Origin of the sequence: Enterobacter sp. RHBSTW-00318, assembly GCF_014101375.1 — a bacterium.
Lineage (GTDB): Bacteria > Pseudomonadota > Gammaproteobacteria > Enterobacterales > Enterobacteriaceae > Enterobacter > Enterobacter ludwigii.
In genome coordinates this window covers 3743468-3756628 of sequence record NZ_JABXQH010000001.1, presented here as the reverse complement: position 1 = coordinate 3756628, position 13161 = coordinate 3743468, and the positions used below count along the sequence as shown (strand labels likewise).

17 protein-coding genes are annotated in these 13161 nt (G+C 54.8%); 15 read left to right on the top strand and 2 right to left on the bottom strand.

The window, feature by feature from the left end:
* Positions 1–161: 161 nt before the first annotated feature.
* From HV157_RS18605 to ruvX, 9 genes are all read left to right on the top strand, one after another.
* Positions 162–344: a hypothetical protein gene (locus tag HV157_RS18605; RefSeq protein WP_025203262.1), complete on the top strand. Its 183-nt coding sequence runs from the start codon at positions 162–164 to the stop codon at positions 342–344.
* 147 nt (positions 345–491) lie between these two features.
* Entirely contained in the window at positions 492–1646 is a 1155-nt protein-coding gene (gene metK, locus HV157_RS18600; protein ID WP_014171559.1) for a methionine adenosyltransferase, read from the top strand.
* A 367-nt stretch (positions 1647–2013) separates the two neighbouring features.
* Complete coding sequence (galP, locus tag HV157_RS18595; RefSeq protein WP_014171560.1) at positions 2014–3411, top strand: galactose/proton symporter; 1398 nt, start codon at positions 2014–2016, stop codon at positions 3409–3411.
* Between the two features lie 58 nt (positions 3412–3469).
* Positions 3470–3967: a SprT family zinc-dependent metalloprotease gene (locus tag HV157_RS18590; RefSeq protein ID WP_182268814.1), complete on the top strand. Its 498-nt coding sequence runs from the start codon at positions 3470–3472 to the stop codon at positions 3965–3967.
* A gap of 94 nt (positions 3968–4061) precedes the next feature.
* Positions 4062–4769: a deoxyribonuclease I gene (gene endA / locus HV157_RS18585; protein ID WP_073396422.1), complete on the top strand. Its 708-nt coding sequence runs from the start codon at positions 4062–4064 to the stop codon at positions 4767–4769.
* Positions 4770–4821: 52 nt separating this feature from the next.
* Positions 4822–5553, top strand: a complete 732-nt coding sequence (rsmE, locus tag HV157_RS18580; RefSeq protein ID WP_020883697.1) for a 16S rRNA (uracil(1498)-N(3))-methyltransferase — start codon at positions 4822–4824, stop codon at positions 5551–5553.
* Between the two features lie 39 nt (positions 5554–5592).
* Positions 5593–6540, top strand: a complete 948-nt coding sequence (gene gshB, locus HV157_RS18575; protein WP_020883696.1) for a glutathione synthase — start codon at positions 5593–5595, stop codon at positions 6538–6540.
* An 86-nt stretch (positions 6541–6626) separates the two neighbouring features.
* Positions 6627–7187, top strand: coding sequence for a YqgE/AlgH family protein (locus tag HV157_RS18570; RefSeq protein ID WP_182268813.1), 561 nt, complete (start codon positions 6627–6629; stop codon positions 7185–7187).
* Complete coding sequence (ruvX, locus tag HV157_RS18565) at positions 7187–7603, top strand: Holliday junction resolvase RuvX (RefSeq protein ID WP_014171567.1); 417 nt, start codon at positions 7187–7189, stop codon at positions 7601–7603. Before HV157_RS18570 ends, ruvX begins: the two co-directional genes overlap by 1 nt.
* On the opposite strand, the gene HV157_RS18560 is transcribed toward ruvX, so the two are convergent.
* Positions 7569–8594: a type IV pilus twitching motility protein PilT gene (locus HV157_RS18560; RefSeq protein WP_182268812.1), complete on the bottom strand. Its 1026-nt coding sequence runs from the start codon at positions 8592–8594 to the stop codon at positions 7569–7571. The genes ruvX and HV157_RS18560 overlap by 35 nt on opposite strands.
* 17 nt (positions 8595–8611) lie before the next feature.
* Here HV157_RS18560 and HV157_RS18555 point away from each other — a divergent pair, with 17 nt between their 5' ends.
* The 6 genes from HV157_RS18555 (at position 8612) to HV157_RS18530 (ending at position 12352) form a co-directional block, all read left to right on the top strand.
* Positions 8612–9313, top strand: coding sequence for a YggS family pyridoxal phosphate-dependent enzyme (locus HV157_RS18555; RefSeq protein WP_020883693.1), 702 nt, complete (start codon positions 8612–8614; stop codon positions 9311–9313).
* A 21-nt stretch (positions 9314–9334) separates the two neighbouring features.
* Positions 9335–9901: a YggT family protein gene (locus HV157_RS18550; RefSeq protein WP_014171570.1), complete on the top strand. Its 567-nt coding sequence runs from the start codon at positions 9335–9337 to the stop codon at positions 9899–9901.
* Positions 9898–10194, top strand: coding sequence for a DUF167 family protein YggU (yggU, locus tag HV157_RS18545; protein ID WP_014885193.1), 297 nt, complete (start codon positions 9898–9900; stop codon positions 10192–10194). The genes HV157_RS18550 and yggU overlap by 4 nt, the downstream gene beginning before the upstream one ends.
* 3 nt (positions 10195–10197) lie before the next feature.
* Positions 10198–10791 carry an XTP/dITP diphosphatase gene (locus HV157_RS18540; protein ID WP_020883692.1) on the top strand — a complete coding sequence of 198 codons (594 nt, stop codon included), beginning with the start codon at positions 10198–10200 and terminating at the stop codon, positions 10789–10791.
* Positions 10784–11926, top strand: coding sequence for a radical SAM family heme chaperone HemW (hemW, locus tag HV157_RS18535; protein WP_014171573.1), 1143 nt, complete (start codon positions 10784–10786; stop codon positions 11924–11926). Before HV157_RS18540 ends, hemW begins: the two co-directional genes overlap by 8 nt.
* A gap of 63 nt (positions 11927–11989) precedes the next feature.
* A complete protein-coding gene (locus HV157_RS18530) occupies positions 11990–12352 on the top strand; it encodes a DUF559 domain-containing protein (RefSeq protein WP_182268811.1) in 363 nt (120 codons plus the stop codon).
* A 61-nt stretch (positions 12353–12413) separates the two neighbouring features.
* On the opposite strand, the gene HV157_RS18525 is transcribed toward HV157_RS18530, so the two are convergent.
* Positions 12414–13130, bottom strand: a complete 717-nt coding sequence (locus tag HV157_RS18525; protein WP_020883689.1) for a DUF2884 domain-containing protein — start codon at positions 13128–13130, stop codon at positions 12414–12416.
* Positions 13131–13161: the final 31 nt, after the last annotated feature.

The window sequence follows — 13161 nt, the reverse complement described above, 5'->3', positions numbered from 1 at the left end:
TGCGGGTTGCGGGAATCAAATACGCGCCAGAACGGCTGCGCTGAATTAGCGGAAAACACTGGTTCATTATCTCGTATCACCTCCACGGCCGCTCCTGCTGAAACGGACCACAAGCCAAAGCTAAAAGTTCACTGCTTAACCCGGCTGGAAGTGGCGACACGATGAGTTCATCGAGCGCTTATTGGTATGAGCCGCGCGCCGCGTTTTATACCGAGAACAGGGGTAAATTGCAAAAGATAAATGCGCGGGTTGCCAGCGCCGTCAGGAAAAATTTCCAGCAGCGAATTCAACTCAGTGAGAGGTTAGTCAAAAAAAACTGGAAATCGGGCGAAGAACTGACCTAAAATAGCCATCCAGATGTTAATCCATCCATACTGATTAACACTCAGACTGCCAGTGTCATTAACCTGCAGGCCTTGGTAGAATTATCTCCTTTGGCTATTCCACACAGCAGCTTGAGCTAAACAAATTCCTTTTAGGTGAAATAAAACATGGCAAAACACCTGTTTACGTCCGAGTCCGTATCAGAAGGACATCCAGATAAAATTGCTGACCAAATCTCCGATGCGGTGCTTGATGCGATCCTGACGCAGGATCCAAAAGCGCGCGTCGCGTGTGAAACCTACGTCAAAACCGGCATGGTTCTGGTTGGCGGTGAGATCACCACCAGCGCATGGGTGGATATCGAAGAGATCACCCGTAACACGGTTCGTGAGATCGGTTATGTCCATTCTGATATGGGCTTTGATGCCAACTCTTGCGCGGTACTGAGCGCAATTGGCAAACAGTCTCCGGACATCAACCAGGGCGTTGACCGTGCCGATCCGCTGGAACAGGGCGCGGGCGACCAGGGCCTGATGTTTGGTTATGCAACCAACGAAACTGACGTGCTGATGCCAGCGCCAGTGACCTACGCACACCGTCTGGTGCAGCGTCAGGCTGAAGTGCGCAAGAATGGCACCCTGCCATGGCTGCGTCCTGATGCGAAAAGCCAGGTGACCTTCCAGTACGACGACGGCAAAATCGTCGGTATTGACGCGGTCGTTCTGTCTACTCAGCATTCCGAAGAGATCGACCAGAAATCCCTGCAGGAAGCAGTGATGGAAGAGATCATCAAGCCGGTTCTGCCAACTGAATGGCTGAGCTCCGCAACCAAATACTTCATCAACCCAACCGGACGCTTTGTAATCGGCGGCCCAATGGGTGACTGCGGTCTGACCGGCCGTAAAATCATCGTTGATACCTACGGCGGCATGGCGCGTCACGGTGGCGGTGCCTTCTCCGGTAAAGACCCGTCTAAAGTTGACCGTTCTGCTGCGTACGCTGCGCGTTATGTTGCGAAAAACATCGTTGCTGCTGGCCTGGCTGACCGCTGTGAGATTCAGGTTTCCTACGCTATCGGCGTGGCTGAACCGACCTCCATCATGGTTGAAACCTTTGGTACCGAGAAAGTGCCATCCGAGCAACTGACACTGCTGGTGCGCGAGTTCTTCGACCTGCGCCCATACGGTCTGATTCAGATGCTGGATCTGCTGCACCCAATCTACAAAGAAACCGCTGCATACGGTCACTTTGGTCGTGAACATTTCCCATGGGAAAAAACCGACAAAGCCGCTCTGCTGCGTGAAGCTGCCGGTCTGAAATAATCAACTGACAGCGAATGTTAAAAAAGGCCAGCCCCGTGCTGGCCTTTTGCTTTTGTCAGCCAGATAGCCTGACATTGCGCTTTGCGTGAAACCGATTACACCCCACCCGATATACATCGCTTTCAGAATAATCTCTTTGCATGATCGCATGTCTTATGCTGTTACATTTCCTTTCAGTTAAGTCTGAAATTCATTCAAACGCGATGCACATCAACTAATTTACCTCTATATTTTCAAAGCTTTAATTTTATTTACGGTTGCACACCAGTGTAACCGATTACACCAATGTGATTTATCTCACATATTTATACGGGTTGCTCACTTACCCTTAACATCGATAAAACTGATAACCCAACTGGAGGGCATAATGCCTGACAATAAAAAACAGGGGCGTACGTCCAATAAGGCGATGACATTTTTCGTCTGCTTCCTCGCCGCCCTGGCAGGATTACTTTTTGGCCTGGACATTGGCGTGATTGCCGGTGCGTTACCCTTTATCACTGAAGAGTTCCAGATAAGCGCTCACACCCAGGAGTGGGTAGTAAGTTCCATGATGTTTGGTGCGGCCGTGGGTGCCGTGGGCAGCGGCTGGCTCTCTTTCAGGCTGGGCCGCAAAAAGAGCCTGATGATCGGTGCAATCCTGTTTGTTGCCGGTTCGCTCTTCTCAGCAGCGGCTCCAAACGTTGAGGTATTGCTGCTTTCTCGCGTGCTGCTTGGTCTGGCCGTGGGTGTGGCGTCGTATACCGCCCCACTCTATCTCTCTGAAATCGCACCCGAGAAAATCCGTGGCAGTATGATTTCGATGTACCAGCTGATGATCACTATCGGCATCCTCGGAGCTTACCTTTCCGATACCGCGTTCAGCTACAGCGGCGCATGGCGCTGGATGCTTGGCGTGATCATTATCCCTGCCATTCTGCTGCTGATTGGCGTTTTCTTCCTGCCGGACAGCCCACGCTGGTTTGCAGCGAAGCGTCGTTTCGTCGATGCCGAACGCGTGCTGCTGCGACTGCGCGATACCAGCGCGGAAGCGAAAAACGAACTGGAAGAGATCCGCGAGAGCCTGAAGGTAAAACAGTCAGGCTGGGCGCTGTTTAAAGAGAACAGTAACTTCCGTCGTGCGGTATTCCTGGGCGTGCTCCTGCAGGTGATGCAGCAGTTCACCGGGATGAACGTCATCATGTACTACGCACCAAAAATCTTTGAACTGGCGGGGTATACCAATACCACCGAGCAGATGTGGGGGACCGTCATCGTTGGGCTGACCAACGTTCTGGCGACCTTTATTGCTATCGGTCTGGTGGACCGCTGGGGCCGTAAGCCGACCCTGACGCTGGGCTTCCTGGTGATGGCCGCCGGTATGGGTGTTCTCGGCACGATGATGCACGTGGGGATTCACTCTCCAACCGCCCAGTATTTCGCTGTGGGGATGCTGCTGATGTTTATCGTCGGGTTTGCGATGAGCGCCGGTCCGCTGATTTGGGTGCTGTGCTCTGAAATCCAGCCGCTGAAAGGGCGTGATTTCGGTATCACCTGCTCCACCGCGACCAACTGGATTGCCAACATGATTGTCGGTGCGACGTTCCTGACCATGCTCAATACGCTGGGCAATGCGAACACCTTCTGGGTCTACTCCGGCCTGAACATCTTCTTTATTGTTCTGACGCTGTGGCTGGTTCCTGAAACCAAACACGTGTCACTGGAACATATTGAACGTAACCTGATGAAAGGTCGTCCACTGCGCGAGATTGGCGCACACGACTAATTCTCTGGCGGGAGGTGCCTCTTGCACCTCCCCGCTTCGCGCTTTATGCTCTGCCCCTATGAAAGCACCCCGTCTCCCCATCGCCCTTCAGCAAGCCGTTATGCGCAGCCTGCGGGAAAAACTCGCCCAGGCCAACCTGAAACTCGGCCGGAATTACCCTGAGCCGAAACTCGTCTACCAACAGCGTGGCACGGCGGCGGGCACGGCGTGGCTCGAATCCTATGAGATCCGTCTGAACCCGGTGCTGATGCTGGAAAATCAGCAGGCGTTTATTGAGGAAGTGGTGCCGCACGAGCTGGCGCACCTGCTGGTATGGAAACACTTTGGCCGCGTGGCACCCCACGGCAAAGAGTGGAAGTGGATGATGGAAGCCGTGCTGGGCGTTCCGGCACGCAGAACCCATCAGTTTGAACTTGAGTCGGTACGCCGCAATACCTTCCCCTACCGCTGCCAGTGTCAGCAGCATCAACTTACCGTTCGCCGTCATAATCGCGTGGTGCGCGGCGAGGCCACCTACCGTTGCGTCAAATGTGGTGAACCGCTGATCGCGGAATAACCAACTGAACTTTCAGGAACTTTCCTGATCTGACTGATTGCATACAGGAACAACATTCGTTACGTTGCGGGCTCGTTTTGACACGGAGTGTAAGATGTCCCGTAATTTTTCTCTCGCGGTCGCTTTTCTGGCGACAGCACTCTCCGGCCATGCTCTGGCCGACGGTATTAACAGTTTCTCCCAGGCAAAAGCAGCAGGCGTAAAGGTCAACGCGGATGTTCCCGGTGATTTTTATTGCGGCTGTAAGATTAACTGGCAGGGTAAAAAAGGGATCGTTGATCTCGAATCCTGCGGCTATAAAGTGCGTAAGAATGAAAACCGCGCCAGCCGCATCGAGTGGGAACACGTGGTGCCGGCATGGCAGTTTGGCCACCAGCGTCAGTGCTGGCAGGATGGCGGTCGTAAAAATTGCGCCAAAGATCCGGTCTATCGCCAGATGGAAAGCGATATGCACAACCTGCAACCCGCGGTTGGCGAGGTGAATGGCGATCGCGGCAACTTTATGTACAGCCAGTGGAACGGCGGAGAGGGTCAGTACGGCCAGTGCGGCATGAAGGTTGATTTTAAAGAGAAAGTCGCTGAGCCTCCGGCCCGCGCGCGCGGCAGTATCGCCCGCACCTATTTCTATATGCGTGACCGTTACGACCTCAACCTTTCCCGCCAGCAGACGCAGTTGTTCAACGCATGGGACAAGCAATATCCGGTGACGGAATGGGAATGCCAGCGTGACGCGCGCATCGCGAAAGTTCAGGGTAATCACAACCCTTACGTCCAGCGGGCTTGCCAGGCGCAAAAGAGCTAACCTACACTAGCGGCAATTCGCTTACACCGCATGACATATGGAATTTCTGACTATGCGCATTCCTCGCATCTACCACCCTGAGCTGATTACCGTCGGCCGCGAAATTGCCCTCTCTGACGATGCCGCCAACCATGTTGGTCGCGTACTGCGCATGGGAGCAGGACAAGCTATTCAGCTGTTTGATGGTTCTAATCAGGTTTTCGACGCGGAAATTACGCGTGCTGATAAAAAAAGCGTGCATGTAACGATATTGCGCGGCGAAGTGGATGACCGTGAATCTCCGCTGCACATACACCTGGGACAGGTGATGTCGCGCGGAGAAAAGATGGAATTCACCATCCAGAAATCCATTGAACTGGGTGTAAGCCTCATTACGCCACTTTTTTCTGAGCGCTGTGGCGTTAAACTGGATGCGGAACGTCTGAATAAAAAGATCCAGCAGTGGCAGAAAATTGCCATTGCTGCCTGTGAACAGAGTGGCCGCAACCGTATTCCGGAGATCCGCCCGGCGATGGATCTGGAGGACTGGTGTGCTGAAGAGGAAAGCGGGCTGAAGCTCAATCTCCATCCACGCGCCAGCGCCAGCATCAATACGCTGCCGCTACCCGTTGAACGTGTTCGTCTGCTGATTGGTCCGGAAGGCGGCTTGTCCGCTGACGAAATTGCCATGACGGCGCGTTACCAGTTTACTGATATTCTGTTGGGACCTCGCGTTCTGCGTACTGAGACAACGGCACTCACAGCCATTACCGCGCTACAGGTGCGTTTTGGCGATCTGGGTTAACGCTAAGCCTGAGCCCTCAGGCTTTTAACGGAGATGAAAATGATCAAGCTCGGCATCGTGATGGATCCCATCGCAAACATTAACATCAAGAAAGATTCCAGCTTCGCGATGCTGCTGGAAGCGCAGCGTCGCGGCTATGAACTCCACTACATGGAGATGAACGATCTTTACCTGATCAACGGTGAAGCCCGCGCACGCACCCGCATCGTTAACGTCGAGCAGAATTACGACAAATGGTATGAATTCGGCACCGAGCAGGATATTGCCCTTGCCGACCTCAATGTCATTCTGATGCGTAAAGATCCTCCGTTCGACACCGAATACATCTACTGCACCTATATCCTTGAGCGCGCGGAAGAGAAAGGAACGCTGATCGTCAACAAACCGCAGAGCCTGCGCGACTGTAACGAGAAGCTCTACACTGCATGGTTCTCTGACCTGACGCCTGAAACGCTGGTGACCCGCAACAAGGCACAGCTGAAAGCGTTCTGGCAGAAACACGGCGACATCATCATGAAACCGCTGGACGGCATGGGTGGCGCATCTATTTTCCGCGTGAAGGAGAGCGACCCGAATATTGGGGTGATTGCCGAAACGCTGACCGAGCTGGGCACGCGTTACTGCATGGCACAAAACTACCTCCCGGCCATTAAAGATGGCGATAAACGCGTTCTGGTGGTGGATGGTGAACCGGTGCCGTATTGCCTCGCGCGTATCCCGCAGGGCGGCGAAACCCGCGGTAACCTGGCGGCCGGTGGCCGCGGTGAGCCGCGCCCGTTAAGTGAAAGCGACTGGGAAATTGCCCGCCGCGTTGGCCCGACACTGAAAGCCAAGGGCCTGATTTTTGTCGGCCTGGATATCATCGGCGATCGTCTGACCGAAGTGAACGTGACCAGCCCAACCTGTATTCGTGAAATCGAAGCGGAATTCCCAATTTCGATCACCGGAATGCTGATGGACGCCATCGAGAAACGTTTACAGAAATAACCTTTCAATACTATTAGTGACAGCACCCCGGTTTGTCCGCATACTGGGGCTGTCGCTTTTTAAACCAGGAAACAGTACCTCTGACAATGAATTTACAGCATCACTTTCTTATTGCCATGCCTGCTCTCCAGGATCCGATTTTTCGCCGCGCCGTGGTTTATATTTGTGAATACAATGAAGACGGCGCGATGGGCATTATCATCAACAAACCGCTGGAAAACCTGCAGGTTGAAGGGATTCTGGACAAGCTGAAAATTTCGGCTGAAGAGCGTCTGCCGGAAATCAGGCTTGATAAACTGGTGATGCTGGGCGGGCCACTCGCAGAGGATCGCGGTTTTATCCTGCATACGCCGCCGGTCTTCTCTTCCAGTATTCGCATCTCTGACAACACCGTCATTACGACCTCTCGCGACGTGCTCGAAACGCTGGGTACCGCTGAGCAGCCGTCGGAAGTGCTGGTGGCGCTGGGCTACTCCTCCTGGGAGAAAGGCCAGCTTGAGCAAGAGATCCTCGATAACGCCTGGCTGACCGCGCCTGCGGACATGAACATTCTGTTTAAAACCCCTATTGCCGATCGCTGGCGTGACGCCGCGAAACTGATCGGCATTGATATCCTGACTATGCCTGGCGTAGCGGGGCATGCCTGATGAGCGGAACACTTCTGGCCTTCGATTTTGGCACCAAAAGCATAGGCGTCGCCGTGGGTCAGCGAATCACGGGTACCGCACGCCCGCTCACGGCCCTGAAGGCCAGTGACGGCACACCGGACTGGAACCTCATCGAGCGCCTGCTAAAAGAGTGGCAGCCGGATGACGTCATCGTTGGGTTACCGCTGAACATGGATGGCACTGAACAACCGCTTACCGCCCGAGCGCGTAAGTTCGCCAATAAAATCCATGGCCGCTTTGGCGTCTCCGTGAAGCTCCACGACGAGCGTCTGAGCACCGTTGAAGCACGCGCAGGTCTTTTTGAACACGGCGGCTTCAGGGCTCTCAACAAAGGCAGCGTTGACTCCGCGTCTGCTGTCATCATTCTCGAAAGCTATTTCGAACAGGGTTATTGAGCGCCGGGGCCTGGAGTTGCCCCTGCGCCCGTCTTTCAGCCAGGCTCTGGTCAAAGTTCTGCATCCCCGACTGCTGGCCGGTTTGAATAATACCGGGCAATTGCCACGTTTTTCCTTCGCGAATGAGATTCGCCGCCGCCGGAGTATTCACCAGCAGCTCATAAAGCGCCACGCGCCCGCCCTGTGCATCGGGGAGGAGCTTTTGCGCCAGCACTGCCCGCAGGCTGCCAGCCAGCTGATTGCGCACCGGATCTTTCTCCTGCGCCGGAAACGTATCGACCAGCCGCTCAATCGCCTGCGCTGCCCCGCGGGTATGCAGTGTCGCGAGCACCAGATGTCCGGTTTCCGCCGCCGTCAGCGCGAGGCGGATTGTTTCACTGTCGCGCAGCTCACCCAGCAGTATGACATCAGGATCCTGGCGTAACGCCCCGCGCAGCGCGTCGGCAAATGACGGGCTGTGTTGGCCAATCTCGCGCTGCTGGATCAGGCACCGTTCGCTCTGGTACAGAAACTCCACCGGGTCTTCGAGCGTCAGAATATGCCCGTCAGTATGGTGATTAAGAAAATCCACCATCGCTGCCAGCGTAGTGGACTTACCGCTGCCGGTTGCCCCGGTGACCAGAATTAGCCCGTTGTCACTGGATAACAGCTCAGGAACAACCCGTGGCACCCCCAACGCGGAGAGTTGCGGGCAGACCCCGGGTAACAGCCTCAGCGTCATTGAGACGCCGCTTGTCTGTTTAAACACGCTTCCGCGCAGGCGCTGATTGCCCGCCAGGGTAACGGCAAAATCCACCTGCCCGTTCGCCCACCACGTTCCCTGCTGTTCATCGTTGAGCCACGCCTTTAATAGCGTATCGACTTCGGGAGGCGGAAACGGCGCGGGTTCAAGACGACCTGCTCTGCGCCAGCGCGGTGGTGAATCACTGCACAGGTGTAGATCGGAGACATTATGCTTTACACTAAGGGCCACAATTTCTTCCACATCCATACAATACTCCTCGGAAAATGAACGACATTGCGCACAACCTGGCACAGGTCCGGGACAAAATCTCAGCTGCAGCAACACGTTGCGGTCGTGCTTCAGAAGAAATTACGTTACTTGCAGTGAGTAAAACCAAGCCTGCGAGCGCCATCGCAGATGCGATTGCGGCGGGTCAGCATGCGTTTGGTGAAAACTACGTGCAGGAGGGCGTGGATAAAATTCGCTTCTTCCAGGAACAGGGGAAGACGGATCTGCAATGGCACTTTATTGGCCCCTTGCAGTCGAACAAAAGCCGTCTGGTCGCTGAACATTTCGACTGGTGCCATACCATTGACCGTTTGCGTATTGCTTCGCGTCTGAACGACCAGCGCCCTGAAGCGTTACCGCCGCTGAATGTGCTGATTCAGGTCAACATCAGTGACGAAAACAGCAAGTCCGGTATAGCGCTGGAAGAACTGGATGCGCTGGCAGCAGACGTCGCGGCACTGCCGCGCTTAACCCTGCGCGGGTTAATGGCCATCCCGGCACCGGAGTCAAGTTATGAAAGGCAGTTTGCCGTGGCACAGCAAATGGCTGTAGCATTTGAGGCGCTTAAAGCGCGCTATGAAACGGTAGACACGCTTTCTCTGGGCATGTCGGATGATATGGAAGCCGCCATCGCGGCAGGCAGCACTATGGTACGCATCGGCACGGCAATTTTCGGTGCGCGCGATTACACCCAATAATAAGGAAACCTGAGGAACGCCATGAAGACGTTGACTTTCCTGCTTTCAACGGTCATTGAGCTGTATACGATGGCGCTGTTACTGCGCGTCTGGATGCAGTGGGCCCGCTGTGATTTTTACAATCCGTTCTCGCAGTTTGTCGTGAAAATCACGCAACCTATCGTAGGACCGCTGCGTCGCGTCATTCCGGCGATGGGCCCCATTGACAGTGCTTCTCTGCTGGTCGCGTTTATTCTGAGCGTTATCAAAGCGATTGTGCTGTTTATGGTTATCACCTTCCAGCCGATAATCTGGATTGCCGCTGTTCTGATCCTGATAAAAACCGTCGGTCTGCTGATCTTCTGGGTACTGCTGGTCATGGCGATCATGAGCTGGGTGAGCCAGGGCCGTAGCCCGGTGGAGTACGCGTTAATTCAGCTGGCTGAACCGCTGCTGCGTCCAATCCGTAACCTGCTTCCGTCTATGGGCGGCATCGATTTCTCTCCGATGATCCTGGTTCTGCTGCTGTACGTCGTGAATATGGGGATCGCTGAGCTGTTACAGTCCACGGGCGATATGCTGCTGCCGGGGCTGTGGATGGCGCTATGAGTGCAGTGAGCACCTGCGCTGACGGGCTGGTTTTACGGCTGTATATTCAGCCGAAAGCCAGCCGTGACAGTATTGTTGGACTGCATGGCGACGAGCTAAAAGTCGCCATCACTGCCCCACCGGTTGATGGCCAGGCGAATGCGCATCTGACCAAATATCTGGCAAAACAGTTTCGTGTCGCCAAAAGCCAGGTGATCATCGAGAAAGGTGAACTTGGGCGGCATAAACAGGTAAAAATTCTCAACCCGCAATCTATCCCGACGGAAGTCGCGGCGCTGACAGAGCAGGATTAAACCATGCAGAAAGTTGTTCTCGCTACCGGTAACGCCGGTAAAGTGCGCGAGCTGGCCTCGCTATTAAATGATTTTGGACTGGATGTCGTTGCACAGACCGAACTGGGTGTGGATTCCGCCGAAGAGACAGGGCTGACGTTTATCGAAAACGCGATCCTGAAAGCGCGCCATGCCGCACAGATTGCCGGTTTGCCCGCGATTGCCGACGACTCCGGTCTGGCGGTAGATGCCCTTGGCGGTGCGCCGGGTATCTACTCCGCACGCTATTCAGGTATCGATGCCACCGACCAGCAGAATCTGGAAAAGCTGCTTGTCGCGCTGAAAGACGTGCCAGATGATAAACGCCAGGCTCAGTTCCACTGCGTACTGGTCTATCTGCGTCATGCCGAAGACCCTACACCAGTCGTCTGCCACGGCAGCTGGCCGGGTGTGATTACCCGTGAAGCGGCAGGCAGTGGTGGCTTTGGCTACGACCCGGTTTTCTTTGTCCCGTCTGAGGGCAAAACCGCTGCGGAACTGTCCCGCGAAGAGAAAAGCGCGATTTCCCACCGTGGACGCGCCCTGAAACTGTTACTGGAAGCACTGCGTAATGGCTAATTTGCCGCCTCTGAGTCTTTATATTCACATCCCGTGGTGCGTGCAGAAATGCCCGTACTGCGATTTCAACTCGCACGCGCTGAAAGGTGAAGTGCCGCATGATGACTATGTTGCGCATCTGCTGGCCGACCTGGATGCCGATGTACCTTACGCACAGGGACGTGAAGTTAAGACCATTTTCATTGGTGGCGGTACGCCGAGCCTGCTTTCTGGCCCGGCGATGCAAACGCTGCTGGACGGCGTGCGTGCGCGCCTGAACCTGGCCGCGGATGCTGAAATAACAATGGAAGCCAACCCCGGCACCGTTGAAGCCGACCGTTTTGTCGATTATCAACGTGCAGGCGTAAACCGCATCTCGATCGGTGTCCAGAGCTTTAGCGAGCCGAAGCTGAAACGTCTGGGACGCATTCACGGCCCGGAAGAGGCAAAGCGCGCGGCAAACCTGGCCACTGGCTTAGGCCTGCGCAGCTTTAACCTGGATTTGATGCACGGTCTGCCGGACCAGTCGCTGGAGGAAGCGCTGGACGATCTGCGTCAGGCGATCGCGCTTAACCCACCGCATCTCTCATGGTATCAGCTGACTATTGAGCCAAACACGCTGTTTGGTTCCCGTCCGCCGGTGCTGCCGGATGATGACGCCCTGTGGGATATCTTTGAGCAAGGTCATCAGCTTTTGACCGCGGCAGGGTATCAGCAATACGAAACCTCCGCATACGCGAAGCCGGGTTACCAGTGTCAGCACAACCTGAACTACTGGCGCTTTGGTGATTATCTGGGGATTGGCTGTGGCGCACACGGTAAAGTGACCTTCCCTGACGGGCGCATCCTGCGTACCGCCAAAACGCGTCATCCGCGTGGTTACATGGAAGGCCGCTACCTTGAACGTCAGCATGATGTTGAGGCGGCGGATAAACCGTTTGAGTTCTTTATGAACCGCTTCCGCTTGCTGGAACCCGCACCACGTGCGGAGTTTGCGCGTTATACTGGATTGCCGGAAGCCACGATTCGTCCGCAGATTGACGAGGCGCTGGCGCAGGGATATCTCACCGAGTGTGAGGATTACTGGCAGATCACCGAGCACGGCAAACTGTTTTTAAACTCCCTGCTTGAGTTGTTCCTCGCAGAAGATTCCTGAAGGCTGATTCAGGATTTTGCACCCCATTCTGCCGGCTGAGGGAAAGGCTGGCAGAGTGTGGGGATGGATATTACTCGTACTGATGCAAAACAGCTCAGACGGGAGCTGACAAAAGAAGAAAGACGGCTTTGGTATCTACTGCGCAGCCGCCGCTTCGAAAATTATAAATTTCGTCGACCACATCCTGTAGATCACTACATTCTGCATTTCACCTGCTGTGCGGCTCATCTGGCTATTGAACTGGATGGCAGGCAACTTGATGAAAAGCAGGAATACGATCGTCAAAGAACGTGCTGGCTTAACGAGAAAGGCTGGTATGTCATTCGATTTTGGAACAACGAACTCTGTAATAACGAAGAAGCGGTGTTAGAAAAGATCCTTGAAACACTGCAAATGCTGCAACCCTCACCCCGGCCCTCTCTCTAAAAGGGAAAGGGAGCAAACCATCCCCTCGCCCCTTTGGGGAGAGGGTTAGGGTGAGGGGAAATTACTTCAGCGTTCCCACGAGCGCCTTACGGCTATCTTCCAGCGACACCACGCGTTTACAGACGTCTTTGCCGAACTGCTGGAAATCGTCTTCCTGGTTCTTCCACTCGTTCTGAATCGAGGTCTGCAGCCCACCCAGGCTACCGAGCACGCCCTGCAGTGGGTTACCGCCGCCTTTCAGCACCGCTTTAGCCCCCATCTCGTTAATGCTGTCCTGCAGGATGCCACCCATTGCCTGGTTCACCAGCTGCTGACCGTCGGCACGAACCTGATCGATTGCCTTGTAATGGAACGTCAGGCCGTCGGAGCGATGCTCAATAATGCGGTTCATCTGCTCTTTCAGCTGTTTGTCGAGCTTCGTCAGGCGGGTGCGCATGTTACTGCTCTCACCCACCTCTTTGGTGATGATCTTATCCAGCGCGACGCGGCTCTTCTCTACGCGCGTCAGGGCACCTTCATCAATCCACGGCAGCGCGGTACGCAAATCGGCCTGGTAGTCTTTCGCCTGCTCACGCTGAGCGGGGGTCAGGTTGTACTGTTTACCGTTAAATGTGACGTTCCCGTCCGGCGTAATCACCAGATGACCGTTCTCGCCTTTGACCTGCACGGTTTGCGGGCTTAACACCACGTCATCACGCGGGGTGACGCTACATTTATACTCCGCATGAGCGGTGAATCCGGTTGCCATTAAGGCAACAGCCAGCAACGTTTTGCGCATCTTAAACACTCCCTCAGACAAAATGGGCCAG

Coding starts and splice junctions, on each gene's coding strand:
- HV157_RS18550 (WP_014171570.1), top strand. CDS start 9,335: ATGAAGACGTTGACTTTCCTGCTTTCAACGGTCATTGAGCTGTATACG.
- rsmE (WP_020883697.1), top strand. CDS start 4,822: ATGCGCATTCCTCGCATCTACCACCCTGAGCTGATTACCGTCGGCCGC.
- HV157_RS18540 (WP_020883692.1), top strand. CDS start 10,198: ATGCAGAAAGTTGTTCTCGCTACCGGTAACGCCGGTAAAGTGCGCGAG.
- galP (WP_014171560.1), top strand. CDS start 2,014: ATGCCTGACAATAAAAAACAGGGGCGTACGTCCAATAAGGCGATGACA.
- HV157_RS18560 (WP_182268812.1), bottom strand. CDS start 8,594: ATGGATGTGGAAGAAATTGTGGCCCTTAGTGTAAAGCATAATGTCTCC.
- HV157_RS18590 (WP_182268814.1), top strand. CDS start 3,470: ATGAAAGCACCCCGTCTCCCCATCGCCCTTCAGCAAGCCGTTATGCGC.
- HV157_RS18525 (WP_020883689.1), bottom strand. CDS start 13,130: ATGCGCAAAACGTTGCTGGCTGTTGCCTTAATGGCAACCGGATTCACC.
- ruvX (WP_014171567.1), top strand. CDS start 7,187: ATGAGCGGAACACTTCTGGCCTTCGATTTTGGCACCAAAAGCATAGGC.
- HV157_RS18530 (WP_182268811.1), top strand. CDS start 11,990: ATGGATATTACTCGTACTGATGCAAAACAGCTCAGACGGGAGCTGACA.
- endA (WP_073396422.1), top strand. CDS start 4,062: ATGTCCCGTAATTTTTCTCTCGCGGTCGCTTTTCTGGCGACAGCACTC.
- HV157_RS18555 (WP_020883693.1), top strand. CDS start 8,612: ATGAACGACATTGCGCACAACCTGGCACAGGTCCGGGACAAAATCTCA.
- hemW (WP_014171573.1), top strand. CDS start 10,784: ATGGCTAATTTGCCGCCTCTGAGTCTTTATATTCACATCCCGTGGTGC.
- metK (WP_014171559.1), top strand. CDS start 492: ATGGCAAAACACCTGTTTACGTCCGAGTCCGTATCAGAAGGACATCCA.
- HV157_RS18570 (WP_182268813.1), top strand. CDS start 6,627: ATGAATTTACAGCATCACTTTCTTATTGCCATGCCTGCTCTCCAGGAT.
- HV157_RS18605 (WP_025203262.1), top strand. CDS start 162: ATGAGTTCATCGAGCGCTTATTGGTATGAGCCGCGCGCCGCGTTTTAT.
- yggU (WP_014885193.1), top strand. CDS start 9,898: ATGAGTGCAGTGAGCACCTGCGCTGACGGGCTGGTTTTACGGCTGTAT.
- gshB (WP_020883696.1), top strand. CDS start 5,593: ATGATCAAGCTCGGCATCGTGATGGATCCCATCGCAAACATTAACATC.